Source organism: Streptomyces sp. MCA2, assembly GCF_023544705.1.
Lineage (GTDB): Bacteria > Actinomycetota > Actinomycetes > Streptomycetales > Streptomycetaceae > Streptomyces > Streptomyces decoyicus.
The window spans coordinates 20,984-45,221 of record NZ_JAMJFM010000039.1 but is presented as its reverse complement, the minus strand read 5'-3'; the positions used below and the strand labels follow the sequence as shown (position 1 = coordinate 45,221).

Here is a 24,238-nt window from a genome sequence, read left to right as displayed (position 1 = left end):
TATTAGCAAATTCTCTCAGCATCAGGCGCTACGCGCCGAAAGAGAGAGGAGAGGAAGCGGCAGTGAGCCGCTTTGGATCGATCGGGAGATTGTTATGTCACGGATCACGCGGGTGACTGCTATGGCAGCTCTTGCGGTAAGTACTGCCCTGGGAGGCGTGTCGGCAGCGTTCGCGGACAGCGGCGCGGGCGGCGGCGCGGCCAATTCACCGGGTGTGGTGTCGGGCAATGCGATTCAGGTCCCGGTCCACATTCCGGTCAATCTGTGCGGCAACACCATTAACGTCGTGGGGCTGCTGAACCCGGCCTTCGGCAACACCTGCTTCAACGGCAACGTGGTGCGCCGGGTGGAGGTCCACCGCGTCGTCAGGCACCACCACCACCACGTCGAGCACAAGCAGAAGCCCGTCAAGAAGAAGCACCACAAGAAGAAGCACCACCACCACTGGCCGTCCGGCGGCGTGCACACCGGCGGCGGCGGCATGCGCTAGGCCGTTTCGTCCGGATCAGCTGACCGTTGGTCCGGACGTGCCGTTTCCTGAAACGCACTGCACGGATCGAGACGGTGGGTCCACCACCTGCCCGAGAAGCAGGGAAGCTGGAGAGGGCCCGCAACCGGCTGCGGATGTGGGCCGCCGGCGGCACCTGGGAGCGCGTGTTCACCGCGCTGATGGCCCGGGCCGACGCCGACCAGGACCTGAACCGGGCGGTTCCGGTGGACGCCACGATCCTCCGCGCTCACCAGCGCCCGGCCGGGGCCCGCACACAAGGGGCCCCGGCCGACGCACGTGGCAGACCAGGCCCTCGGCCGGTCCCGCGACGAAGCGGCCCCTGCTGCCCGGCCGGACCGCGCATCGCAGGCAGCCGCCACTACTGCCCCACCGGTGATCCCCACGCCCCGCCCTAGCCGAACAGCTGCGTCCCATGACGCTTGCGGCGGTGGGCCAGGGCGGCGTCCAGGGAGAACATCGGCGTACCGGCCAGGACGAGCGGGACCCAGGCCATCAGATAGGCGAGGTCGTTGCCGTAGTAGTACGGCGTGGTCGCCCAGCTCACGGTGAGCCACAGGGTCAGCGAGATCAGCGCACCGCCCAGGGCCGCCAGCCGCCCCAGCAGCCCCACGAGAGTCCCGAGGCCCACGGCCAGTTCACCGCCCGCGATGGCATAGCCGAGCCCCACCGGATTCTGCTGAGCGAGCTCCACGAGCTGCGGCAACGCCGCCGCGTCATGCACCTGACGCAGCATCTCACCGAGCGACCCCGGGCCACCGGCCGCCAGGAACGCCGGATCGGTCAGCTTGTCGATCCCCGCGTAGAGGAAAGTGGCCCCCAGAAAGAGCCGCAACGGGAGCAGCGCATGGCGCGCCAGCTGCCCCCGCAACCCGGCGCCGGAGCCCTCAACGGCCACCCCTCCCAATTCGGCACCGATCGTACGATTCGCGTGAACCATGACGTCCGCCTCTCCATTGCCTCCGGGCGCAGACGATTGTGCCCCCGCCCGCGCCTCGTGGGGAGATACGTACGGGCGTGTGCGAGAGGTTCAACGCGGCGACGCACTTCGGGCGACTGTGGCACACAGAATCCTCACGCGACGGCGGCAGGCCGTGCCGCGGCGCTCGCAGTCACCCCTCCGTCGCCCGCTGTGCCGCGGCGCCCATGGCCACCCCGGCGCCGCCCGCCGGGCCCTCAGTCCAGGACGTCGATCGGGTAGCCGTTCGTCTCCACGCCCGCGGCCGTGATCACCCGGACCGTCACCCGGCCCGGCTCGACATCGACCGGCACCGGGACGGTCAGCACCCCGTCCGTCGGATTGGCGAAGCCACCGGCCACCGGAACCAGGGGGACGGGGACGTGAACATCGCCGATCCGTACGACGGTCCGGGCCAGCCGGTCGGGCGTCCCGGCCCCCGGTGGGACGAAGCCGGCGCCGCGGATCTCGATGTCATCGCCGGTACGGACCGGCGCGGCGAGATCGCCCAGCTCACGGGAGCGGACCACCGACAGGATCACCGGGCGCCCGCCCGTCACCGCCTTCCCCCACAGATAGGTCGCCCCGGAGAGCGCGAGGAGCACCACCAACCCCCAGGGCAGCTGCGGAAGGTGTGCCGGCCGGCCGGCCAGCCGCACCAGGGCGCACACCAGCACGGCCGCGTTCACCAGGACGTACTGCACGTCGAGGAAATTGCCCCGCCCCGCGTCGTCCGCCAGCAGATCGGCGGCCCGTGGCCGCTCCGCGGGAACCTTCTGCAACCGCCCCGACCGCACCCGCGCGGTCACCAGCCCGTATGCCAGCACGGCCACGCCGCAACCGACGGCGAGCATCGCCAACAGCGCGCCGGACCGGTCGAGTTCCAGACCCTGGAGCAGACGGCGCCGCTCGTCCGGGCCGGCGGCCACCGCCAGCTGCACGGCCATCGTCAGCACGGCGTACAGCACCGCGCCCGCCCAGCCCGCCGCCACCGTCCGCGAGGTGGACAGCCGCCCGTCCTCGCCGATCAGCGGTGCCAGCGCCCCGCCGTGTGCGCGATGCCACCAGGCGGCCGCCGTCAGCCCCAGCGCCAGGACGACGGCCGCGAGCAGCCCCGCCGTACGGGCCACCGTCCAGCCCGCGCCGATGGCGGTCAGCGCCTGTCCGAGCAGCAGAGCGGTCACCGCGCCCCACACGAGGAGCAGGCTGCGCCACCGTACGGACGCCAGCCAGGCGACCCGTTCCGCGGCGCACCGGTTGGCCACCTCCCGTGCGGACAGCGTCAGTTCGTCGGAGACCCACTGCCGGGCCGCGCCGGCGGAGCGGGCGAGCCCGGCCGGCACCCCGTGCCCGGCCGCGAAGTCCTCGCGCAGCGCGACGAACGCGGCGACCGCCTGCCGGTGCCCCGTACGGGCGCCGTGCGGGCACCGTCCACATCGGCACTCGCCGCCGGTGGCGCGCTCCGCGCCGTCCCCCGGCTCGCCCGTCCCGGCCATCTTGCCCGCCGCATCAACCGACACGTCCGTTACCGCCCCGCCGCCGCTCGCCGCCAACTTGTTGCGTACAGAGGCGAATTGTGCCCCAGATGACCGGGGCGGATGCCAAACGTCCAGCTGGTGGCGGGTGGCGGGCGCATCGGCGCGTTGACGTACGACAAGCGGTGGGTCCGGGCGTCGCACGCGCCCCGCCCATCCGTACCGATGCAACCGGAATCCGCACACCTGACCAGCGGCCGCCCGCGCACCCCCGGCGCGTCCCCTATTCGGGCGAACCGGGGCACGGCGACGGCTGAGGGGTCCGCGCGCTGCGCAAGCTCTCGCCGTGTGCCAAATACACGGACCTCATGGATCGCGCAGCCGCAATGACCTGGACGGACAGGAGGGGGCGAACGGACCGGACGGAAGGGGTGGAGCGGGGGGAGAGGGTGGAGAGGGTGGAGCAGGAGGCCCGGGTGGCCGGCTCGGAACGAGTTGCCGGGACCGGCCCGGCGGACCACCGGAAGCCGGCGGACCACCGGAGGCCGGCGGACCGCCACCCCGCCACCTCACCCACCGGCGCCGAGCCCGGCGCGCCCGCCCTCTCGGCGGCATCCGGCGCCTGGTGGCCGGGCTCCTGGCCGCCACCGCGTTCCTCCTGCTGACCGGGGCCGCCGCGCTGCTCGTCACCGCGCCGTCGGCGACCGCTCACGGCCGGCAGCAACGCCCGGCCGACGGCGACAACTGCGCCTATGCCGGGACGGCGCCGCCCGTGGACGTGCCGACCGACTTCCCCATGCCCCCCGGCTGGCACTTTCCCTGCACCGCGACCAAGCCCCCGCCCACGCCCTCCCGCGCACCGGCGCCGCGCCCGCAGAGCCCCAAGCCCGCGCCGCCACCACCGCCCGCCCCCAAGCCACGGCCGACACCACCCCTGCCGCCGCCGCCACCGCCTCCGCCCCCGACTCCCCGTGCCCGCCCCGCGGCCCCGCCGCCCGAGCCCGCACCCACGCCCGAACCGCGCGTCAGCCGCCCGGCGTCCTCACCGCCCGCCCTGCCCCGCAGCTATGCGCCGGTGTCCCACAAGCCGCGCGCCGGGCGCTCCGTGGTGACCACGACCCTGCTGATCACCGCCCCGGCCGTGCTGGCCGGCGCCGCCCTGCGTCCCCGTTCGAGCTCCTCGTCCGGTTCCGCCGGGCGCCGTTCCTCGTAGGAGGTCTCCATGTCGCAATGGCTGGTACTGACCCTCGCCATGGTCGCTGCCTGTGGCGTCGTCCTGACCATCACCGTCCTCAAGGAGCGCCGGATCAGTGAGGACGACGACCCGAGCGAAACACCCGATGTGATCGAGTATCTGACGATGATGGTGGGGGTGGTCTACGCAATCGTGCTGGGCCTGGCCATCGCCGGAGTCTGGGAGGCCAGAAGCGCGGCCGAGGACACCGTACGGACCGAGGCGCAGGCGCTGCACGAGGTCAGCGCGCGGGCCCGGGCCTACCCGGCGCCGGTGCGGGACCGTATCCGCGCGGACGTCGACGCGTATGTGTCGTACGTGGTGCACAAGGAGTGGCCGGTGATGGCCGAGAAGGGGGAGCTGACCCGCAAGGGCACCGATCTGCTGACGAAGGTCCGGGCGGATGTCACCGACTACCACCCGGGCAACGACTTCCAGGGGCAGTCCTACCAGCCCCTCGTCGACCAGGTCGCGGTGGCCGACGGGGCCCGTACCGCCCGTGCGGACGCGGCCGATTCGACGCTGCCGGGTGTGGTGTGGTTCGGGCTGATCATCGGGGGTGCCATTTCCATCGGCGTGATGTTCACCCTCCAGATCCGGCGTTCGGGGCGGGAGTTGCTGATGGCCGGGCTCTTCAGCGCGTTGATCGCCTTCCTGCTGTTCCTCGTCTGGGACTTCGACGCGCCGTTCAGCCGCGGCATCGCCGCCACCGCCTCACCGTTCTTCGATCTGTTCCCGCATCCCTGAGGCGGGGGGCGGGGCTCTGCGGGACGACCGTCCGTCCCGCGGGGCCCCGCGCCCGCAGCGGCCCCGTCAGTCGAAGAGATCCGGCTCGCTGCGCACGATCTGCTGGTACAGCGGCTGGTAGTTGATCCAGGCCACCAGGTCGTTCCCCAGCTGTTCGCGGGTGCGGACGGCGTTGTGGTGGTCGATCCGGACCGGCTTTCCGGCGGCCTTCGCGGTCAGCTGGACCTGGCAGGAGCGCTCCATCGTGATGAACCACCACGCCGCCGCGTCCACCGAGTCGCCGACCGTCAACAGGCCGTGGTTGCGCAGGATCACGGCCTTGTGCGGCCCGAGCGCGGCCGCGATCCGCCGGCCTTCCGCCTCGTCCACCACCACGCCCGTGTAGTCGTCGAAGAGCGCATGGTCCTCGTAGAACGCACAGACATCCTGGGTGATCGGGTCCAGCAGCTCCCCCAGCGAGGACAGCGCCCTGCCGTACGTGGAGTGGCTGTGGGCCGCCGCGACGACGTCGGGACGGGCCCGGTGGACCTGGGCATGGATGGCGAATGCCGCCTGGTTGACGTGGTGGCGGCCCTCGACGACCTTCCCCTCCGCGTTCACCATGAGCAGGTCGCCGACCGTGATGTGCCGGAACGACATCCCGAACGGGTTGACCCAGAAGCAGTGCGGGAACTCCGGGTCGCGCGCGGTGATGTGGCCCGCGACGCCCTCCTCGAAACCGAGGCGTCCGAAGAGGCGCAGCGCCGCGACCAGGCGCTCCTTGCGATGGCGCCGCTCGTCCTCGATGGTCTGGTGCGCCGGCGGCATCGCGAAATGCAGTTGTTCGGTGGGTATGGGGGTCGGCTCGGGCATCGCGGCTCCTCCTGGCACGTACGGCACTTGATGCTCGATGCGGAAGCTACCTTCCACTACCCGAGGTAACCAGGGGCGTGACCGGCGCGAATGGCCCGGGCTGCATGATGAGGGCTCCAGGAACGGCAGCAGAGGGGGCACCATGAGGGCCATATCGGTCAGCAAGGACATCGAGGCCACACCGCGGCAGCTCTTCGCCGTCCTCCGGGACCCGGCCAGGCACGCCGAGCTGGACGGCTCGGGCATGCTGCGCGGCCGCCCGGAGGGCCCGTCGCTGCTGGGCCCCGGCGACCGGTTCAGCATGGGGATGGCGCAGGGGCGCCTCGCGTACCGGTCGGTGAACGTCGTGGTGGAGTACGAGAAGGACCGGCTGATCGCCTGGGAGACCTGGGGTGAGTTCCGCGGCCGGCGGCTCGTCGGCGGCCAGCGCTGGCGCTACGAGCTGACGCCCGTGGACGGCCCGGACGACGCTGACGGCACGGGCGGCACGGTGGGCATGGACGGCACCGGGAGCGGGGGCACCACCCGGGTCACCCACACCTACGACTGGGCGCGCGCCCGGCTCCCCCGCCTCGTCGTCGAGCTGCCCGGCTTCCCGAAGCGGATGGGCCCGGCCATGGCCACGTCGCTGGAGCGGCTGGCCTCGGCCGTACGGGTCTGACGGCAGGCCTGAGGACGCGGCTCCTGTGCGCCGCCGTTCCCGCGGGCCACGACGGAGGCGGGGAGCGGCGGCCGCGGCGAAGCGGTGGTCTCCGGGCGTTCACTCCCGAAGCCGGCTGAGGACGGCCGAGGCGAGCGCCGCGTCCAGTGCTCCGACACCGGTGAGGTCGGCGACCGTGATCGCGGTGTCCGGCCGGTCGACGGGCGCCTTGAGCAGCAGCCCGGCCGCGATGTCGCCGTCCTCGGCGGCGGACCCGGCGCGGACGGCGTGGCCGAAGTCTCCGTGGTCGAGGCACTGGGCGTGGTCGTCGGTGGCGATGAGCCGTGCGCGGTGAAAGAGCGCGGGCGGCAGCTCGTTCTTGTGCGGCATGTCCGTGCCGATGCCGGTCACATGGGCGCCCGGGCGCACCATGGCGGCGTCCAGAACGGGGGCCGTGGCCGGCGTCGCGGTGATGATCATGTCGGCCCGGGCCGCCTCCGCCGCCGTGGCGGGCCGGGCGGCCAGACCGTGTGCAGCGAGTGCCTCGCACAGGGCGCGGGCCTTGTCCGGGGTGCGGCCGTGGACCAGGACCGGGCCGAGCGGCCGGAGTCCGGCCAGCCAGAGCGCCTGGAGACGGGCCTGTTCGCCGGTGCCGAAGACGGCCAGCGTGCCGGCGGCGGGCCGGGCCATGGCATGGGTGATCAGCGCGCCCGCGGCGGCGGTGCGCCAAGCGGTCAGCAGACCGCGGTCGTCGAGGAGGGCGCGCGGCGCTCCGGTGCGGGCGCTGACGACGCAGACCAGACCGTGGTGGGCGGGGAGGCCACGCGCCGGGTTGCCGTAGAAGCCGGTCGCGATCTTGACGGTGAAGTCGGCGGCCCCGGTGATCCGGCCCGCTTTGACGTGACAGTCCCCGTCGGCTTCGGGGAAGTCCAGGTGCAGCGGCGGCGGCACGCTGGTGCGGCCTTCCGCGTGTGCGATCAGCGCCGCACGGACGGTGTCGAGGACCAGTCGCGAGGTGACGGCCCGTTCGATGGCGGCCGCGTCGAAGACCGGGAGCGTCATCGGCGCGCCCGCATCCAGTCTGCGAAGGCCGCCAGGCCCTCTTCCGGGTTGCGGCGGCCGATGCCGATGCGGAAACGGTCGGCGGGGGTGGCGGTGAGTTCGGAGCGGTAGATGCTCGCGGGCAGCAGCAGGACGCCGGCCTCCTCGACCAGACGGGTGCAGAACTCCTCCACTCCGTCGGCACCGAGGTAGCGGGGGTAGGCGACGCATCCGCCGTCCGGCCGCCGCCACGCGAAGTCGTCCGCGAACTCCGCGAAGAACGCCTCGAAGGCCGGCAGATTGGCGGCGATCAGGGCCCGGTTACGGTGCAGGATCGTCTCGCGGGCCTTCAGGGCGATACGGGCCAGGACCTCGCTGGGCGCGGAGTTGCAGATGGTGGTGTAGTGCTTGGCCCGCTCCAGACGGGTGCGCAGCGCGCGGTCGCGGCAGGTGATCCAGCCGATGCGCAGCCCGGGAAGCCCCAGGGACTTCGAGGTCACGTTCAACGACAGCGCGCGCTCGGACAGATCGGCGGCCTGCGGCAGGGTGCGGGCCTGGTCGCGTTCCAGCCCGCGGTAGACCTCGTCGCTGAACAGGTGGATGCCGCGCTCGTCGCACAGGCGGGCCAGTGCGCGGAAGTCGGCGGCGTCGAGGACCTTGCCGGTCGGGTTGTTGGGGAAGTTCACCGACACGACCCGGGTGTTCGGCCGGAGCGCCGCCGCCACCTCGTCGAGGTCCAGGGCCCAGTCCCGGTCCGCGTCGAGGGCCACGCCGGTGACCTCGCACAGCGCCAGCGGCACGGTCTCGGCGGCCTGGTAGTTCGGGGTCACCACCACCGCGTGGTCACCGGCGCCGAGCAGCACGTTCATCGCCAGATACAGGGCTTCCTCGGCGCCCGCGAAGCAGATGACGTCGTCCGCGCCGGCCTGCTCGTACGTCCGGGCGATCACTTCCCGCAGGGCCGGGTCGCCGAAGGTCTCGGTGTAGCCCAGGGACAGATTCCCGAAGGCCTCCCGGTCCTCGTCGTCGGCCAGCCCGAGCAGCTCGGCGAGCGTCATGGTCTGGACGTCGGAGGCGGTCAGATGATGGCGGGCGGTGAACTCCCAGCGGGAGAAGTACGTTTCGAGCCGGAAGTCGGGCAGCCGGGTCATGGTGGTCAGTCCTTTGCGCTGGATGCTCTGAGTTCGGCCAGCAGGCCGTAGACGGTGGACCGGGACACCCGCAGGGCCCCGGCGACGACCGGCGCGGCGCGGCGCACCGCGAACACCCGGGCCTCGTCGAGCCGGCCGAGGACGGCCAGGCGGTCCTGGCGGGTCATGCGCTCGACGGGACGGCCCGTTTCGCGGACGTGGCTGCCGATGATGTGCTGGATGCGCTCGGACCAGTCCTGCTCGAACAGCGGCTCGGGGCGCTGCACGGCCGGGGCGCCGAACGCGGACAGCACCGCCGCGGCCTGTTCCAGCGGGGTGCGGTCGAGGTTGATGCACAGCACGGCCGACGGCCGGTCGTGCGCATCCCGCAGGACCGCGCTCACCGACGAAAGCCGGCGGCCGTCCGCGAGCAGCTTCTCGTACGGCCCGTACACGTCCTGCGCCGACGGGTCGAGCCCGTCCAGTTCGCCGAGCAGGGAGGGGTCCCCCGGGCCACGGGAACTCATCGGATTCCAGATCTCCAGGACCCGGTCGGTGTCCGGGTCGTGCAGCACCACCTCGGCGTACGGACCGAGCAACCGCGCGACGGCCTGGCACACCGGCGCCCACATCCGCACACGGGGGTCCCGGGCCTCTTCTGCTTGTCCCATGCTTGGACTGTAAGTCCAGACTGGACAGAAAGTCCATACGCGGCGTCGTCAGGCGGTCGGTGGGATCACTCCGACCCTGCGGGTGGGGTCACTCCCACTCGATGGTGCCCGGGGGCTTGCTGGTGACATCGAGGACGACGCGGTTGACGTCGGCGACCTCGTTGGTGATGCGGGTGGAGATCCGCGCCAGCACGTCGTACGGCATCCGGGTCCAGTCCGCGGTCATCGCGTCCTCGGAGGAGACCGGGCGCAGCACGATCGGGTGGCCGTACGTACGGCCGTCGCCCTGGACGCCGACCGAGCGGACATCGGCGAGCAGGACCACCGGGCACTGCCAGATCTCGCGGTCCAGACCGGCCGCGGTCAGCTCCTCGCGGGCGATGGCGTCGGCCTCGCGCAGCAGGTCCAGGCGCTCCTTGGTGACCTCGCCGACGATGCGGATGCCCAGGCCGGGGCCGGGGAACGGCTGGCGGTGGACGATCTCGTCCGGCAGGCCGAGCTCGGAGCCGACCATCCGGACCTCGTCCTTGAACAGCTGGCGCAGCGGCTCGACGAGCTGGAACTCGATGTCGTCGGGGAGCCCGCCGACGTTGTGGTGCGACTTGATGTTGGCGGTGCCCGTGCCGCCGCCGGACTCGACGATGTCCGGGTAGAGCGTGCCCTGGACCAGGAACGCGACTTCCTCGCCCTCGGCGCCGGCCTCGGCGACCAGCTCGGCCTGGGCCTGCTCGAAGACGCGGATGAACTCGCGTCCGATGATCTTCCGCTTCTGCTCGGGGTCGCTGACCCCGGACAGCGCGGTCAGGAAGCGCTCCTCGGCGTCGACGACCTTCAGCTGGACGCCGGTGGCGGCCACGAAGTCCTTCTCGACCTGCTCGGACTCGCCCTTGCGCTGGAGGCCGTGGTCGACGTAGACGCAGGTCAGCTGGTCGCCGATGGCCTTCTGCACGATGGCAGCGGCCACCGAGGAGTCCACGCCGCCGGACAGCGCGCAGATGGCGCGCTTGGTGCCGACCTGGGCGCGGATCGCGGCGACCTGCTCCTCGACCACGCTGGTGGTGGTCCAGCTCGGCTCGATGCCCGCGCCGCGGTAGAGGAAGTGCTCCAGGACCTGCTGGCCGTGCGTGGAGTGCATGACCTCGGGGTGGTACTGGACGCCGTAGAGCTTCTTCTCGTCGTTCTCGAAGGCGGCGACCGGCACCACGTCCGTGGACGCGGTGACCGTGAAGCCCTCGGGGGCGGCGGAGCAGGCGTCGCCGTGCGACATCCACACCGGCTGCTCGGCGGGCGTGCCCTCGAAGAGCGTGGAGCCGGGGCGGGAGACGGTCAGGGGGGTACGGCCGTACTCACGGGCGCCGGTGTTGTCGACGGTGCCACCGAGGGTGGTGGCCATGAGCTGGAATCCGTAGCACATTCCGAAGACCGGGACACCGGCCTCGAAGAGCGAGCGGTCGAGACTGGGGGCGTCTTCGGCGTAGACCGACGAGGGGCCGCCGGAGAGGATGATCGCCTTCGGGTTCTTGGCGAGCATCTCCGCCACCGGCATGGTGGACGGCACGATCTCGCTGTAGACCCGGGCCTCACGGACCCGTCGGGCGATGAGCTGGGCGTACTGTGCGCCGAAGTCGACTACGAGGACGACGTCCGGGGCAGCGGCAGGGGGCGCTGATGGCACTTCGGCGGCCTTCCGGCGGTGTGGAGCAGGGGTTGGACTTTCGATTCTAACGGGCTCATACTGAGCCCCATGTCCAAGCAGCTGACCTTCGTCTTTACCTATGGCACCGGCCCGTCCGGCTGCCATGGTCGTGCTGCTTGATCCACTGACAAGCAACTTCCCAGGCGCCCCGGGCCGAAATGGTCCGGGGCGCCTGCGTCTGTCGGGACCGATCAGCGGCTCCGGGGCCACTCACCCCAGGAGAGACGACATGAGCACCGAGACCCGCACCACCACCGCACCCGCCCCCGGCACCGGCGCCCACACGCCCGAGGCCGCCGGGATCATCAGCGACGCCCGGCAGCGGATCGACGATCTCGACGGCCGGATCATCGGCCTCGTACAGGAACGGATGGCCGTCTCGGCCGTCATCCAGCGCGAGCGCCTCACCTCCGGCGGACGCCGGGTGAACCTCTCCCGCGAGATGGAGATCCTCGACCACTACCGCGGCCAGCTCGGCAAGCCGGGCACCGCGCTGGCCATGACCCTGCTGGAGCTGTCCCGGGGCCAGATCTGAGGCGGGCGGGAAGCGGGGAGCCGGGGGCGCCCCCCGGGAGCGCGGGCGCCTCAGGAGCGCACCACGCCCCGGGCGCACGGCGGCCGGGCGGAGGCGGTCGGCACGTCGCTGCCGGATGCCGGATAACGGATGGCTGGATCCGGACGGTGTTCGGGCGGCTCCGGGGTCGGCGGGCCCGGGGCCCTGCGTGGCTGGATCTGGACGGCATGCGGTCGGTTTCCGGGCCACCGGGGCGCGTGGTCAGGGTGCATGCGCCCCGGCGCAGCTGCCGGATCTGCGTTCGGTTGCCGACTCACCCGTACGGCGCGTGACCGGCCGCTGCGAGGCTTCGTTGTTCCCGGTGCCACGCCAGCCAGGCGCGGCCTTGCAGGACTACGCGTAGACGCCGCCCCACGGGCGGAAACCCGGAGCGATGAGACGCCGGCCGCTTGCCGCGGCCCGCGTCGTGGGACCTCACTCCGGTGCCGTGGCCGGTCAGCAGGGGACAGCAGCCCGGTCACATCCGATGGGGTGGTCGGTCCTGGGGACGCCCGGGACCGACCGCATCCGGTCGAAACGGTTGCGCCAGGTGAGGCGTATCCAGGACGATGCTTGACGAACGACCTACCGCATCCGGTATGGACTTTTGCACTGCCATGGGTCCGGCCGGCGCGGTATCCGCACCCTCACGCACCACCCCAAGAGCCAGCGGCGCTACCCCCCCCCCCAGCGCCGCCCGTCGGTGCCGGCGCTGCCCTGACGCCGGCACCGAAAGCAAAGGGCCCCGTGGCCGTCCGCAACCCCCCTCGCGGACGGTGTCCGGGGCCCTTCGCTGTGCCGGGAGTGCGCCCGGCGCACGGCCCCTCGCGGGGCCCGTCCTGTGCACCGCCTGTGCGTTTCCTGTGAGGCTGCTGTGACAGGTGTGACGGTCATCACTGGCGCATTTTTATTTGAGTGGACAACCTTTTTTGGCCATGGCCGGTCATGTACCTGCAATCGCACGGCCCTACCGCGCCCCACCGCGACGGCCCGCCACCCACGTGTCCCCACGGCACTTTGGACCCGAGAGGTCTTCTCGATGAAGCTTCGCCGTGCCCTGACGGCTGCCGCCGCGACGGCCGTCATAGCCCCCGCCGCCCTGCTGGCGGCCCCTGCCGCGTTCGCGACCGGCCCCGACACCGAGGCCGGCGTGAGCGCCGAGCCGACCCCGGGCACCCCCGGCTCGGACCCGTCCGACGACACCACCACGCAGCCGGAGACCCCGGGCACCGGTGACGAGACCGCGCCGGGCGACGACACCCCGGGCGACGACACCGCTTCCGGCGGCGAGACCGGGAACGCGGACGACACCGGGAACGGGGACGGCACCGGGCCGGCCACCCCGGCCACCCCGGGCGGCGGCACCGGGCCCAGCGACTCCGCCGAGCCCACCACCCCGGCCGAGCCCACCGAGCCCACCGAGCCGGGCGAGCCCGGGGACGAGCCCGACTGCACGGTCGACGACGCCGCCATCAAGGTGACCGTCGCCGGCCTGCCCTCCGAGCTCGTCGCGGGCGGCGGCTGGAAGGGCTTCAGCGTGCACCTCGCCAACACCACGGACCACACGCTGGACGAGGTCTACCCGGTCATCTACGCGGTGCCGACCGGGAACTTCGAGCACCCCACGTCGCAGCTCGACCTGGAGTACCAGAACCCGGACACCGGCAAGTGGACCTCGTTCGACGAGTGGACCGACGGCCAGTACTTCGGCTGGTTCCAGCTCGACGCGCACCGGACCGCGCAGCTCAAGCTGCGGATCCGCGCCGACAGGGGCGCCGCGGCCGGTGACGGCTTCGCGCTGGTGGCGGGCGACTACCAGAACAAGGACGGCTCCTGCGGCTGGTCCGAGGAGCAGTGGTACGACTTCACGATCCTGCCCGCCGGCAGCAAGCCGGGCGAGATCCCGCCGGCCAAGCCCGGCAAGCCCGCCAAGCCCGGCAACAAGCCCGGTACGCAGGGCGGCGGAAAGCCGGTCGGCACCACCGAGCCGAAGGACGGCATGGACAAGCTGCCGGTGACCGGCAACCTCGCCGAGACCGGTGCCTCCTCCGCGCTGCCCACCATCGGCATCGTGGGCGGTGTCGCCATGGTCGTGGGTGCGGGCGCCCTTTTCGTGGTCCGGCGTCGTAAGACGGACGGTGCCGTCGCCGCGTAAGGCGGGCGCATCCGAGGAGGGCCGCACCCGGGCCGGGTGCGGCCCTCCGTCGTGCGCGGGCAACCGCCCTACGTCAGGGACTTCTTCGGCGGTACCGGCGGGACGGCCACGAACGGCAGGGTCAGCGCGCCGAACGCCTCTCGGGGGACGGCGGGGCGGACCGGCTCGACGGGGGCCAGCCGCTGGTAGGCCCGGCCCTGGGCGGGGCGCGGGTCGGGCTCGCCCTTGTTGGGCCACAGCGACATCGCGCGCTCGGCCTGCGCGGTGATCGTCAGGGACGGGTTGACGCCGAGGTTGGCGGAGACCGCGGCGCCGTCGACGACCGAGATGCCCGGGTGGCCGTAGAGGCGGTGGTAGGGGTCGATGACGCCGGAGTCGCCCGAGTCGCCGATCGGGCAGCCGCCGAGGAAGTGCGCGGTGAGCGGAGTGCCCATCAGCTCCCCGATGTTGGAGCCCGCGAAGCCGTTGATCTCCTCGGACAGCAGCGTCGCCGCCTGGGTGGCCTCGGGGATCTGGTTCGGGTTCGGGGCCCCGTGGCCCTGGCGTGCGGTGAGCAGGCCCTTGCCCAGACCCTTCGGCTTCCGGTACGTCGTCAGGGAGTTGTCGAGGGACTGCATGACCAGGCCGATGATGGTCCGCTCCGACCAGCGGCGGTTGGAGAGCGAGCGGAGCGCCAGCCAGGGGTGGCGGGCCACGTTGCCCAGCCAGCCCGCGACGCGTCCGGTGGGCCGGTAGGGAACCTGGAGGATCGTCATGCCCCCCATCGCGTTGGAGCCCTTGCCGTAGCGCACCGGTTCGATGTGGGTGTTCTCGTCGGGGTGGATCGACGACGTGATCGCCACGCCCTTGGTGAAGTCGGCCTTCTGGGCACCGTGCCGCTTGCGGTAGCGGCGGTTGTCGGTCTGCGCGCCCACCAGCGCCTCGGAGTTGGTACGGGTCAGCGAGCCGAGGCGGCCGGAGAGGTACGGGAGCCGTCCGCTGTCCTTCATACGGTGCAGCAGGCTCTGTGTGCCGTAGGTGCCGGCCGCGATGATCACGCGCCGGGCCGTGAACGTACGGCCCTGGCCCTTCTTCTTGTTGTCGGTCGGCAGCGTGCTGACGGCGAAGCCGCCGCGGGAGTCCTCGGTGAGCGCGACGACGGAGGTCATCGGGTGGATGACGGCTCCCGCCCGCTCGGCGAGGTAGAGGTAGTTCTCGTTGAGGGTGTTCTTCGCGCCGTGGCGGCAGCCCGTCATGCACTCGCCGCACTCGGTGCACGCCTTGCGGGAGGGGCCCGCACCACCGAAGTACGGGTCCGCGACCTCTTCTCCGGGCGCCGCCTTCGCGGCTTCGGCCCCCTCCTCGCCGACGGCGTCCCGGCCGTCCCCGAAGAACACCCCGACCGGCGCCATGTGGAAGGAGTCGCCGACGCCCATGGCCTGTGCGGTCGCCTTCAGGTGCACATCGGACGGCGTCATCGTGGGGTTGAGCCGTACGCCCAGCATCCGCTGGGCCTGGTCGTAGTACGGCTTCAGCTCCGCCTGCCAGTCGGTGATGTGCTTCCACTGCGGGTCGTCGAAGAACGGCTTGGGCGGTACGTAGAGGGTGTTGGCGTAGTTCAGCGAACCCCCGCCGACCCCGGCACCCGCCAGGACCATGACATTCCCGAGCAGGTGGATGCGCTGGATGCCGTAGAGGCCGAGGGCGGGGGCCCACAGATAGCTCTTGAGGTCCCAGGAGTTCTTCGGGAGCGTCTCGCGGGTGAAGCGGCGGCCGGCTTCGAGGACGCCGACGCGGTAGCCCTTCTCGGTCAGCCGGAGCGCGGAGACCGAGCCGCCGAAACCGGAGCCGACGACGAGCACGTCGTAGTCGTACCCGTCGTCCTGGCAGCCGTCGGCATCAGGGGCGTCGATGGCGTCAGGGGCATCGTGGGTGTCATGGGCGTCCCGGTCGCCGTTCCGGTCCTGATTCCGGGCAGAGTTCTCCTGGGGCACTGGCTCTCCCTGCTGAATGGTTAGCGGAGTCGGAACGCCTTCATCGCGCGCAAGCTGCGGGTCATGAACTGTGCGTACTTCTCGTCGGTCATCCCGAAGGACGGCGCGAGCGGCATCAGCCGCTGCTGGGCGACGGTCTGCGCCTCGGTGTACTTGAGGATGCCCTCGGAGCCGTGCCGGCGGCCCAGGCCCGAGTCCCCCATGCCGCCCATCGGCGCCTGCACACTGCCGTAGCCGGCCGCGTAGGACTCGTTGACGTTGACCGTGCCCGTCCGCAGCCTGGCGGCGACCGCGCGGCCGCGGCGGCCGTCCTTGGTCCAGACGCTGGAATTCAGGCCGTACGGCGTGGCGTTGGCGAGCGCCACCGCCTCGTCCTCGTCGCTGAAGCGGTAGATCGAGACGACCGGGCCGAAGGTCTCCTCGCCGCAGACCGCCATCGGGGCCTGGACGCCGTCGAGGATCGTCGGCTCGTAGAAGAGCGGGCCGATGTCGGGGCGGGGGCGGCCGCCGGCGACCAGCTCGGCGCCCTTGGCGACGGCCTCCTCGACATGGCGGGTGACGGTCTCCAGCTGGCGCTCACCGACCAGCGAGCCCATGTCGGCGCCGTAGGCGAGGGAGTTGCCCAGCCGCATCGCCTTCGTACGGGCGGCGAACCGCTGGAGGAAGTCGTCGGCGATGGACTCGTGGACGTACAGCCGCTCGATGGAGATGCACAGCTGGCCCGCGGAGGAGAAGCAGCCGCGGACGGCGCCGGACGCGGCCTTCTCCACATCGGCGTCCTGGAGCACCAGCATGGCGTTCTTGCCACCGAGTTCGAGGGAGACGCCGACCAGGCGGGCGGCCGCGCCCTGGGCGACCTCGCGGCCCGTACGGGTCGAGCCGGTGAAGGAGACATAGTCGGCGTGCTCGACGACGGCGGGGCCGACGACCGGGCCCTCGCCGAGCACGACCTGCCAGACGTCCTCCGGCAGCCCGGCCTCGATGAGCTGCTCACGGGCCCACAGCGCGGTCAGCGCGGTCTCCGTGTCGGGCTTCATGACGACGGCGTTGCCCGCGACGAAGGCCGGCAGGGCGTCGCCCACGGACAGCTCGAAGGGGTAGTTCCAGGGGGCGATCTGCCCGACGACGCCCCGGGGCTGGCGGAGTTCGGTGACCTTGGTGAGGGTCGGTACGACGCCGGTGCGGGCCTTGGGCTTGAGGTAGGCGTGGGCCTTGCGGCCGTAGTGGCGGGCGGTGACGGTGACCGCCTGCACCTCCTCATGGGCGTGCAGCCGCGCCTTGCCGGTCTCCAGCTGGATCAGGTCGAGCACCTCGGCCTGGCGGCGCAGCACCAGGTCGTGGAAGCGGAGCAGGACCGCGGCGCGCTGCTTGACCGGGACCTTGGCCCAGCGCTCCTGGGCGGCACGGGCCCGCTCGAAGGCGGTGGCGACGTCCTCGGGGGTGGACTCCGGCAGGTCGGCCAGCTTCTCCCCGGTGAACGGGGTGTGGTTGGCGGTGCGGCCACCGCCCACCACCCCGCGGGTGAGCCGGGCGACGACCTCGGGCGTGACCACGTCCGCCGCCGTACGGGCACCTGCCGGGGCGGGGGCGACCGGGTTGCCCTCGACGGGCGCGGCGGCGGTGGCCGCGTCGGTGGCGGTTGCGGCGGGGGCTGCGGGAGCCTCGGCGGGGGCCTCGTCGGCGGCGGTGGGGGCGGTTCCGGTGTCCTGCGAGTCCGTCATGTCGGCGAGCGTATTCCTCCCCGGACGCTTTGTGTACCCGGGAGTAATGAGTTTTCACGCCGTACGCACAATCGTGCCAGTGTTCGCTGGCCGCAAGGGGGCCGGCCTGGGACGACCGGGAGGCCGGGGTCAGGCCCCGGGCAGCCGGAACGCGTCGAGCGCGGTGTCGAAGTGCCGCTCGGCCTCGGTGCGCGAGCCGACCGGGGAGGAGATCCACACGTCGATCATCTTGCCGCCCTCGTCCCAGCTGAGGTCGTAGGTGTACCGGGGGCCGCCGTCCTGGGCGCCGCCGTCCCAGACGAACTCCCAGCGTCCGGCCCGGAGTCCGTTGTGGGTGGTCTCGGTGACCTGCCCCTGACGGTAGCCGGGGTAGTGGACGGGGCCCTCCGCGTCCGCCGTGCGCATCGCGCCCAGCGGCCCCTCCGGCACCCGCTTCTGCAACTGGATGCCGATGCGGAACCGCTTGCCCTGGGAGGAGTAGTAGACGCGCTCGTTCTCGTACGAGCGCGTGAAGCCGTCCGGTACGGCGAGCACGAAGCCGGCCGGGTCGTTGACGAGGCGGTAGCCGGCCGGGACCTTGCCGGTGGCACCGGGGGACGGCGACGAGGTGGCCGGGGCGGTGGGCTTCGCCGTGCCGGGGCCGGTGGGCCGGGTCGGCCCGGCGTCCGAGGCCTGCTGGGAGCGGCTGGGCCGGCCGCGCCCGTCGGAGCCGTCGCCGGTCCCGCTCCGCTGCATCAGCAGGACGGCGATGCCCGCGCCCGCGCCGCCGATCAGCACCGCCGCGAGCGCCACCAGCAGGACGATGCGGGTGCGGCCGGTGTGCGGGCGGGCGGCCGCGGCCAGCGCCCGGTCGTCGAGCGCCGCACGGATCGGCGCGGCCGGGCCGCGGCCGCCCGCCCGTCGTCCCGTGCGCCCGGCGCCGTCTCCGTCTCCGTCGGACGCCCGAGCCGGGCCGGCGGGGGCAGGCGGCGTATCGGCGGTGAGGGGGGCCTCGCTGGGCGGGTCCTCGCCGGACGGGTGCTCGCCGGGCCGGTGTTCGTGGGTCGGGCGCTGGTCGGGACGGTGCTGGTCGGGACGGTGTTCGTGGGGCGGGTGCTCGTTGGGCGGGTACTCGCCGGGCAGGCCGTCGCCGGGGCCGTCGTACGGGGAGGCGTGGGCGTCGGGGCCGGGGTGGTGCGGAGCCGCCGGGGCGCCGGGGCGGGGCCCGCTCGGTGTCGGGGGGCAGCTCGGGGTCGGGGAGCCGCTCGGGGTCGGGGAGCCACTCGGGGTCGGGGAGCCGCTCGGGGTCGGCGATTCGCCCGCTCCCGGCGGTCCGCCCGGTCTCGTCGAGCTGCCCGCTCCTGCCGAGCCGCCCGCTACCGGCGATCCCCCGGCCCCCTTCGGCCCCGCCGGTCCGCTCGTTCCCGCTTCCGCTTCCGCCCCCGCCACCGCCTCCGCGGCCTCCGCGGCCAGGCCCGTTGCCCCGCCGCCGAGACCGTGACCCGGGAAGCGGCCGGGGTCGGGGCTGGGCCCGTGCCCCCCATGTCCGCCCGTTCCGCGCTCCGGCGCGCGGCCCGACTGGAGATAGCCGCGCAGCAGCCGCTCCGTTTCGCCCGCCCCCAGGCGGCGCCCCGTGTCCCGCTCCAGCAACCCGTGCACGACGGCGTGCAACGGGCGGGCGGCCTCGGGGAGTTCGATCTCGTCGTACACGACGGCATGCAGCACACCGCCCAACGAGTCGCGGCGGAACGGCGATTCGCCGCTGAGCGCGACACACAGCAGCACCCCGAGCGACCAGAGATCGGCCTCGGGCCCGGCGACGCGGCCTGCCATCCGCTCCGGCGCGGTGTATTCGGGTGAGCCGACAAAACCGCCGGCGTCGGTCAGGGTCGTGACGCCGGGGACCTGGGCGATGCCGAAGTCGGTGAGCACGACGCGGCCGCTGCCCGACTCCATCAGGACGTTCGCGGGCTTGATGTCGCGGTGCAGCACTCCGAGGGCGTGCGCGGCGTGCAGCGCGCCCAGCAGCGCGACGCCGATCCGGGCCGCCTCGCGCGGTGCGACCGGTCCGCCGCTCTGGAGCCGGTCGGCCAGCGACGGGCCCTCCACCAGCTCCATCACGATCCACGGCCGGCCGTCCTGCTCGACGACGTCATGGACGACAATCACATTGGGGTGCTTGATCCGGGCGACCGTCCGTGCCTCGCGCATCGCCCGCTCGCGCTGCACCCGCGCCTCGGCCTCGGTCGTCCCCTCGTCCAAGTGCAGCTCCTTGACTGCCACTTGGCGGCCCAGGATCTCGTCGGTGGCACGCCAGACCGTGCCCATTCCGCCGCGTCCCAGCCGTATTCCCAGGCGGTAGCGGCCCCCGATCAGCCGACCCTCGCCCCCGATGATCCCCATGGCTCCATCTTGCCGCACCGGCACCCCACCGGAAGGGCGCGCCCCAGGGACCGGCCATGGTCGGCCATGGCCTGACGCCGGAGCGGACCGCTGTGGTCCACTGCCCCCATGGAGGCAGTTGTTGCGAGCGTTGTGGCCGTCATCGGCACCCTGCTGGGTTCCGGCATCACCCATTTCTTCCAGAGCCGGGCGGCCGGGCGCAGCGAGCAGTTCGCCCGCGCGGAGCGGCTGCGGCAGGAACGTATCGATGCGTACTGCGCCTACGCCGGGGCGCTGCTGGACTACCGGCGGGTCCTCGTCCACCGCTGGTTCGTGCTCCACGAGGAGGGCCGCTGCGACGAGGACTCCCCGGAGCTGCGCGAGGAGGTGTACAAGACGCGCTACACCGCCCAAGAGGCCATGTTCCGGGCCCAGATGGTGACCGACGACGCCGAGATACTGGAGCGCAGCGAGCAGGTGATGTCGGCGACGACCGAGCTGCACTGGGCCCGCGACCAGGAGGCCCTCACCGCCCTGCGGACCACCACCCGCCAGGGCATACGGGACTTCATCGCGGCCACTGCCCGGCATGTGCGCTGACCATCCGGAACCCGGGCCCCCCGGCACACCTGACCGCACGTCACACGGGCCACCCGGCAAACCGACCACACGACACACGGGGTGGAACCTCCACCTGCTCCACCACCGTCCTTGACACAGTGAGGCTGTCGTACGGGAACGACCTGTAGGGCGGCTACGAGAGGCGGATCGGGGGTCGGTCGTGGTGATGCAGGACGGTGGAACGGTGGACGTCCGCCCGAATCCCGATCCGGGCCGGGCCGCCCCGGAGCACAGCGGCGCCTACCTCGCGACCGCCCTGTCCCTGGCCGTCTACTCCGGCGTGCTGACCGCCTGGACGGTCTACGGAATCCGCCAGGGGGACGGCAACGCCTGGGACTTCCTGGAGGGCATGTTCAACCCGGGCGCCTCCCTCACGACCCAGGTCCTCGGCCCGCACGAGTGGGCCTTCACCGTCGCGTGCCTGGTGATCGCCGGGCTGGCACTGGCCCAGCGGCGGGTGGCGCGCTCCGCCGCGCTGCTGTCCGGTTTCGTACTGCTCGCCGTCTCCCTGCGGGAGGGCCTGGGCCTCTTCGACGCCGCCTACCGCGACCAGTACCGCCACGACCCGCTGGGCGGCTGGGCGCTCGCCACCCGCGGGCTGGGGCTGGTGGTGGCGCTGGTGGTGCTGCTCGCGATGTTCCCGGCCACCGAGCGGCGCCGCGGGGTGCACCCGAGCGCTCCGGGGGCGGCGGACGACCCGGAAGCGTGGTGGCGCCGCTCGTCCCGGATCTGCGGTGTGCTGTTCCTGCTGATGGGCCTGGCACGGATCGGCTGGGCCGTCCGCGATCTGACCGGGATGGGCACGGGCCACTACCTGCGCGCGGTGGTCGACGGTTCGGTCCTCGGCACGCTCGACCTGGCCGCGCCCACCGAGTTCACCACCGTCGGATCGGTGCTCGTGCTCTTCGTCCTCGGCGTGCTGGCCCTCCCGGGGCGACGCGAAGTGCGCGGTGCCCTCCTGGTGTTCGCGGCCCTGGAGCTGTATGTGACCGTGCGGATGGTCGTCTGGCTGACCGTGACGGACTTCTTCAACCGCTCCTTCGAGACCCCCGGGGGCGCCCTGTCACTCGCCACGACGGCCTACGCCCTGGCGGCCATGACCTCGGTGGTCGTCCTGGCCGGCGGACGCGGCTCCGGCCCGTACGGCGGAATGCGGACGGAGGGCTTCCGGACGGCGGCGGTGGGGCGCAACGGGGGGCTGTAGGGGCGGCGGGCCGCGCCGTGCGCGGGCGTGGCGCGGCCGGTGACTCGGGATGGGTGCCGCGCTGCTGGACCACACGCGGGTGCTGATCGACGATCCGGCGGTGGACACGCGGCAGTTGCGGCTTTTGCCGGAGCGACCCAGTGCGGCGCCCCGGGATGCCGTACGGGTCCGCCCAGAGCCCCGGCGCCCGCTCACTGAGCGATGAAACCCCTCTTGACCAGGGGTTTTAAGGGCATGCCCGGACGCGTGCCAGGCGTGCGGGGGAGATCCCCCTCCGAACCGCCCCCGCACGCGCGCAGCGGCCGCCGCGTGTGGGGGTCGCGGCGGCCGCCAATGTGAACTGCAACGCGTCCTGGGCTTGTGGCCTCTTCAGTGGTGCAGCATGAGAACCACTCTGCCCGTGGGGACCTCCCCGCGGCATCCTCCAGAGGTCGCGGGCTCACCCCCGCCGCTCGGCGGGGGTGCGGGGCCGCCGCAGGGCGGTCCCGGGTGACGGGGAAACGGAACCGCGCAGCGCGGGGTGGTTCCGCGAGCTCGGTGGTGCGAAGGAGAAAGGGGCGGCCGGTGATCCGTGTCGCTGTGGTGGACGACGAGCGGTTGGTCAGATCCGGACTGCGGATGATTCTGGGGACCGCCCCGGACATCGAGATGGTCGCGGACTGTAGTGGGGCCGAGGCCGTGGAGACCGTGCTGCGGTGCGCGGCCGACGTCGTGCTGCTGGACATCCGGATGCCGGACGTGGACGGGCTGACCGTCCTGCGCCGGCTGCGCGCCGCACCGGAGCCGCCGACGGTGGCGATGCTGACCACCTTCGACGCCCAGGAGTATCTGACGGCGGCGCTGCGCGAGGGCGCGGCCGGGTTTCTGCTCAAGGACTCCGATCCGGAACAACTCGTACGGGCCGTACGGACGCTGGCGGAGGGTGGCAGTGTGCTCGATCCGGGTGTCACCCGCGCGGTGATCGGGGGCTATCTGACCGCCGAGGACCAGGCCGCCGCGAACCGGGCGGTGAGCGGGCTGACGCCGCGGGAGTCACAGGTGCTGGCCCTGCTCGGGGAGGGGCTGGGCAACGCCCAGATAGCCGACCGGATGGGGCTCGCCCCCAGTACGGTCAAGGACCATGTGCGCGCCCTGCTGGGCAAATTGGGCGGGATCAACCGCATCCAGGCGGCCATCGTCGCCGACCGCGCCGGTCTCGTGACGGGCGATCCGCGGGGTGCGTGGTGAGAGCCGGGAGCGGGAGCGGCAGACGGGGCGGCAGACGGGGCGGCGGCCCGCGGACGGCCGTCCCGGGGGCGGCGGCGCGCGGTACCGCGGTGTGGCAGGCCCTGGCGCGCGGGGCGGTGGGGCGGCGGCTGCGCAAGGTCGCGCCGCTGGCGGTCCCGTTGCTGCTCGCGATCGCCGACGCGATGCTGGTCAACGGCGTCGACTTCGACCTGGAAGTGGGCGTCTCGATGGTGGCCGCGGCGGCCCTGCTGCTGCGCCGGCGCTTCCCGTTGCTGGTCTTCCTCTTCACCCTCCCCGGGCTCTACATCGGCTACATCTGGTTCGCGCCGATGATCGCGCTCTACACACTGGCCGCCCTCCGGCCCGGCCGGGCCCGGCTCGGCATCTGTGCGCTGCTGCTGATCGCCGCGCACTTCTTCCCGTATCCGATCTCCGACCTCGAACTCACCGCGTACCGCGAGAACACCCTGGTGCTGATCGACGCGAGCGTCACCTCGGCCGCGCCCATCGCCCTGGGACTGCTGGTGCGCACCCGCCGGGAACTGGCCTCCCGGGTCGAGGATCTGACCCGCAGCCTGCGCCGTGAGGACCGGCTGCTCGCGGACCGGGTCAAGACCACCGAACGCGCCCGGCTGGCCCGCGAGATGCACGACGTGGTGGCCCATCAGGTCAGCCTGATCAGCCTTCAGGCGGGGGCGGTGCAGGTCAGCACGGACGACGCGGAGGCGCGCGCGGGCGCCAGGACCATCCGGGAGCTGTCCGTACGGACGCTGGAGGAACTGCGGCACATGGTGGGCGTGCTGCGGGCGGACGGCGGCGAGGCGGCGGAGGCGCGGAGCCTGGCGCCCCAGCCCGATCTGGAGGAGCTGCCGCGGCTGATCGAGATGAGCGCGCTGGATGTGACGTACGAGGGAGGTGTGGTGGCCGGCGGCGCGAACGGGGCGAAGACGGTGGAGCGCGCGGCCTTCCGCACGGTCCAGGAGGCGCTCACCAACGTCCGCAAGCATGCACCGGGGGCGCACGTGCGGGTGCGGGTGGATCCGGTGGACGCGGTGCGGGGCGAGGGTTCGGACGGGGCGCAGGCGGCCGACGAGAACCGTGCGGCGCACGGGCTGCGGGTGGAGATACGGAACGGGCCGCCGGACGCGACGGCGACGGTCCCCGCGCTTCCCGGGGGCGGGCACGGTCTGGTGGGGCTGCGCGAGCGCGCCCAGAGCCTCGGCGGGACGCTGGAGGCGCGGCGGACCTCCGACGGCGGCTTCGTCGTACGGGCGGAATTCCCGTACGGAGCGGCGTGAATCGGGCCGGCGCGGGCAGAGCGGAGCAGCGGAAGGGCGTGTGTGCGGCGGCTGGGCCGCGTGAGCCGTAAGGCCCGCGAGGCGGAAGCCCGTGAGCCCGGAGGCCCGTTGAGCCGGAAGGCCCGTGAGCCCGGAGGCCCGTGAGGCGAGGGGCTCGTGTGGGCAGGAGGGGC

The 24,238-nt window shown here is 72.8% G+C and carries 19 protein-coding genes and 1 pseudogene; 10 read left to right on the top strand and 10 right to left on the bottom strand.

Annotation, left to right across the window (positions count from 1 at the left end; all coding sequences use genetic code 11):
* Positions 1 to 121 precede the first annotated feature (121 nt).
* Positions 122 to 328: pseudogene (locus M8I34_RS27950) on the top strand (chaplin); the annotation flags it as partial.
* 574 nt (positions 329 to 902) lie between these two features.
* On the opposite strand, the gene M8I34_RS27940 reads toward M8I34_RS27950, so the two are convergent.
* Positions 903 to 1,448, bottom strand: a complete 546-nt coding sequence (locus M8I34_RS27940; protein WP_244419226.1) for a TQO small subunit DoxD — start codon at positions 1,446 to 1,448, stop codon at positions 903 to 905.
* Between the two features lie 236 nt (positions 1,449 to 1,684).
* Complete coding sequence (locus tag M8I34_RS27935) at positions 1,685 to 2,962, bottom strand: hypothetical protein (RefSeq protein WP_250053885.1); 1,278 nt, start codon at positions 2,960 to 2,962, stop codon at positions 1,685 to 1,687.
* 604 nt (positions 2,963 to 3,566) lie between these two features.
* Between M8I34_RS27935 and M8I34_RS27930 the strand changes: the two genes are divergently transcribed.
* Positions 3,567 to 4,154 carry a hypothetical protein gene (locus M8I34_RS27930; protein WP_250053835.1) on the top strand — a complete coding sequence of 196 codons (588 nt, stop codon included), beginning with the start codon at positions 3,567 to 3,569 and terminating at the stop codon, positions 4,152 to 4,154.
* 9 nt (positions 4,155 to 4,163) lie between these two features.
* Positions 4,164 to 4,922: a DUF4239 domain-containing protein gene (locus tag M8I34_RS27925; protein ID WP_250053833.1), complete on the top strand. Its 759-nt coding sequence runs from the start codon at positions 4,164 to 4,166 to the stop codon at positions 4,920 to 4,922.
* A 66-nt stretch (positions 4,923 to 4,988) separates the two neighbouring features.
* Here the strand turns inward: M8I34_RS27925 and M8I34_RS27920 are convergent, their stop codons facing one another.
* The gene (locus tag M8I34_RS27920; RefSeq protein WP_250053831.1) at positions 4,989 to 5,774 is read right to left on the bottom strand and encodes a class II aldolase/adducin family protein; all 786 of its coding nucleotides are present in this window, start codon (positions 5,772 to 5,774) and stop codon (positions 4,989 to 4,991) included.
* Positions 5,775 to 5,916: 142 nt separating this feature from the next.
* Between M8I34_RS27920 and M8I34_RS27915 the strand changes: the two genes are divergently transcribed.
* A complete protein-coding gene (locus M8I34_RS27915; protein WP_250053829.1) occupies positions 5,917 to 6,435 on the top strand; it encodes an SRPBCC family protein in 519 nt (172 codons plus the stop codon).
* Between the two features lie 99 nt (positions 6,436 to 6,534).
* On the opposite strand, the gene M8I34_RS27910 is transcribed toward M8I34_RS27915, so the two are convergent.
* The 4 genes from M8I34_RS27910 to guaA all read right to left on the bottom strand — a co-directional run bounded on the left by M8I34_RS27910 (position 6,535) and on the right by guaA (position 10,931).
* Positions 6,535 to 7,476 (bottom strand): ornithine cyclodeaminase family protein, encoded by a 942-nt coding sequence (locus tag M8I34_RS27910; RefSeq protein WP_250053827.1) that lies wholly within the window; start codon positions 7,474 to 7,476, stop codon positions 6,535 to 6,537.
* Complete coding sequence (locus tag M8I34_RS27905; RefSeq protein WP_250053825.1) at positions 7,473 to 8,606, bottom strand: aminotransferase class I/II-fold pyridoxal phosphate-dependent enzyme; 1,134 nt, start codon at positions 8,604 to 8,606, stop codon at positions 7,473 to 7,475. Before M8I34_RS27905 ends, M8I34_RS27910 begins: the two co-directional genes overlap by 4 nt.
* 5 nt (positions 8,607 to 8,611) lie before the next feature.
* On the bottom strand, positions 8,612 to 9,256 hold the full coding sequence (locus tag M8I34_RS27900; RefSeq protein WP_250053823.1) for a transcriptional regulator: 645 nt from the start codon (positions 9,254 to 9,256) through the stop codon (positions 8,612 to 8,614).
* An 88-nt stretch (positions 9,257 to 9,344) separates the two neighbouring features.
* Positions 9,345 to 10,931, bottom strand: a complete 1,587-nt coding sequence (guaA, locus tag M8I34_RS27895) for a glutamine-hydrolyzing GMP synthase (protein ID WP_250053821.1) — start codon at positions 10,929 to 10,931, stop codon at positions 9,345 to 9,347.
* A 250-nt stretch (positions 10,932 to 11,181) separates the two neighbouring features.
* Between guaA and M8I34_RS27890 the strand changes: the two genes are divergently transcribed.
* Both M8I34_RS27890 and M8I34_RS27885 read left to right on the top strand, forming a co-directional pair.
* The gene (locus tag M8I34_RS27890) at positions 11,182 to 11,487 is read left to right on the top strand and encodes a chorismate mutase (RefSeq protein WP_244419234.1); all 306 of its coding nucleotides are present in this window, start codon (positions 11,182 to 11,184) and stop codon (positions 11,485 to 11,487) included.
* A 1,057-nt stretch (positions 11,488 to 12,544) separates the two neighbouring features.
* Positions 12,545 to 13,660: an LAETG motif-containing sortase-dependent surface protein gene (locus M8I34_RS27885; RefSeq protein ID WP_250053819.1), complete on the top strand. Its 1,116-nt coding sequence runs from the start codon at positions 12,545 to 12,547 to the stop codon at positions 13,658 to 13,660.
* A gap of 68 nt (positions 13,661 to 13,728) precedes the next feature.
* Here the strand turns inward: M8I34_RS27885 and M8I34_RS27880 are convergent, their stop codons facing one another.
* The 3 genes from M8I34_RS27880 to M8I34_RS41700 form a co-directional block, all read right to left on the bottom strand.
* Positions 13,729 to 15,633, bottom strand: coding sequence for a GMC oxidoreductase (locus tag M8I34_RS27880; protein WP_374211000.1), 1,905 nt, complete (start codon positions 15,631 to 15,633; stop codon positions 13,729 to 13,731).
* Between the two features lie 20 nt (positions 15,634 to 15,653).
* On the bottom strand, positions 15,654 to 17,354 hold the full coding sequence (locus M8I34_RS27875; RefSeq protein WP_250053817.1) for a succinic semialdehyde dehydrogenase: 1,701 nt from the start codon (positions 17,352 to 17,354) through the stop codon (positions 15,654 to 15,656).
* Between the two features lie 129 nt (positions 17,355 to 17,483).
* The gene (locus M8I34_RS41700) at positions 17,484 to 19,736 is read right to left on the bottom strand and encodes a protein kinase (protein ID WP_308372722.1); all 2,253 of its coding nucleotides are present in this window, start codon (positions 19,734 to 19,736) and stop codon (positions 17,484 to 17,486) included.
* A gap of 108 nt (positions 19,737 to 19,844) precedes the next feature.
* Between M8I34_RS41700 and M8I34_RS27865 the strand changes: the two genes are divergently transcribed.
* The 4 genes from M8I34_RS27865 to M8I34_RS27850 all read left to right on the top strand — a co-directional run bounded on the left by M8I34_RS27865 (position 19,845) and on the right by M8I34_RS27850 (position 24,065).
* Positions 19,845 to 20,315 carry a hypothetical protein gene (locus M8I34_RS27865; protein WP_244419238.1) on the top strand — a complete coding sequence of 157 codons (471 nt, stop codon included), beginning with the start codon at positions 19,845 to 19,847 and terminating at the stop codon, positions 20,313 to 20,315.
* Positions 20,316 to 20,520: 205 nt separating this feature from the next.
* Positions 20,521 to 21,540 (top strand): hypothetical protein, encoded by a 1,020-nt coding sequence (locus tag M8I34_RS27860; protein WP_250053815.1) that lies wholly within the window; start codon positions 20,521 to 20,523, stop codon positions 21,538 to 21,540.
* Between the two features lie 564 nt (positions 21,541 to 22,104).
* A complete protein-coding gene (locus tag M8I34_RS27855) occupies positions 22,105 to 22,767 on the top strand; it encodes a response regulator transcription factor (RefSeq protein WP_030087368.1) in 663 nt (220 codons plus the stop codon).
* A gap of 89 nt (positions 22,768 to 22,856) precedes the next feature.
* Entirely contained in the window at positions 22,857 to 24,065 is a 1,209-nt protein-coding gene (locus M8I34_RS27850) for a histidine kinase (RefSeq protein ID WP_250053813.1), read from the top strand.
* Positions 24,066 to 24,238 lie beyond the last annotated feature (173 nt).

Excerpts from the sequence above, each read along its gene's own strand:
- M8I34_RS27940 (WP_244419226.1), bottom strand. The coding sequence starts at position 1,448 with ATGGTTCACGCGAATCGTACGATCGGTGCCGAATTGGGAGGGGTGGCC.
- M8I34_RS27935 (WP_250053885.1), bottom strand. The coding sequence starts at position 2,962 with ATGGCCGGGACGGGCGAGCCGGGGGACGGCGCGGAGCGCGCCACCGGC.
- M8I34_RS27925 (WP_250053833.1), top strand. The coding sequence starts at position 4,164 with ATGTCGCAATGGCTGGTACTGACCCTCGCCATGGTCGCTGCCTGTGGC.
- M8I34_RS27920 (WP_250053831.1), bottom strand. The coding sequence starts at position 5,774 with ATGCCCGAGCCGACCCCCATACCCACCGAACAACTGCATTTCGCGATG.
- M8I34_RS27915 (WP_250053829.1), top strand. The coding sequence starts at position 5,917 with ATGAGGGCCATATCGGTCAGCAAGGACATCGAGGCCACACCGCGGCAG.
- M8I34_RS27910 (WP_250053827.1), bottom strand. The coding sequence starts at position 7,476 with ATGACGCTCCCGGTCTTCGACGCGGCCGCCATCGAACGGGCCGTCACC.
- M8I34_RS27905 (WP_250053825.1), bottom strand. The coding sequence starts at position 8,606 with ATGACCCGGCTGCCCGACTTCCGGCTCGAAACGTACTTCTCCCGCTGG.
- M8I34_RS27900 (WP_250053823.1), bottom strand. The coding sequence starts at position 9,256 with ATGGGACAAGCAGAAGAGGCCCGGGACCCCCGTGTGCGGATGTGGGCG.
- M8I34_RS27890 (WP_244419234.1), top strand. The coding sequence starts at position 11,182 with ATGAGCACCGAGACCCGCACCACCACCGCACCCGCCCCCGGCACCGGC.
- M8I34_RS27885 (WP_250053819.1), top strand. The coding sequence starts at position 12,545 with ATGAAGCTTCGCCGTGCCCTGACGGCTGCCGCCGCGACGGCCGTCATA.
- M8I34_RS27875 (WP_250053817.1), bottom strand. The coding sequence starts at position 17,354 with ATGACGGACTCGCAGGACACCGGAACCGCCCCCACCGCCGCCGACGAG.
- M8I34_RS41700 (WP_308372722.1), bottom strand. The coding sequence starts at position 19,736 with ATGGGGATCATCGGGGGCGAGGGTCGGCTGATCGGGGGCCGCTACCGC.
- M8I34_RS27865 (WP_244419238.1), top strand. The coding sequence starts at position 19,845 with ATGGAGGCAGTTGTTGCGAGCGTTGTGGCCGTCATCGGCACCCTGCTG.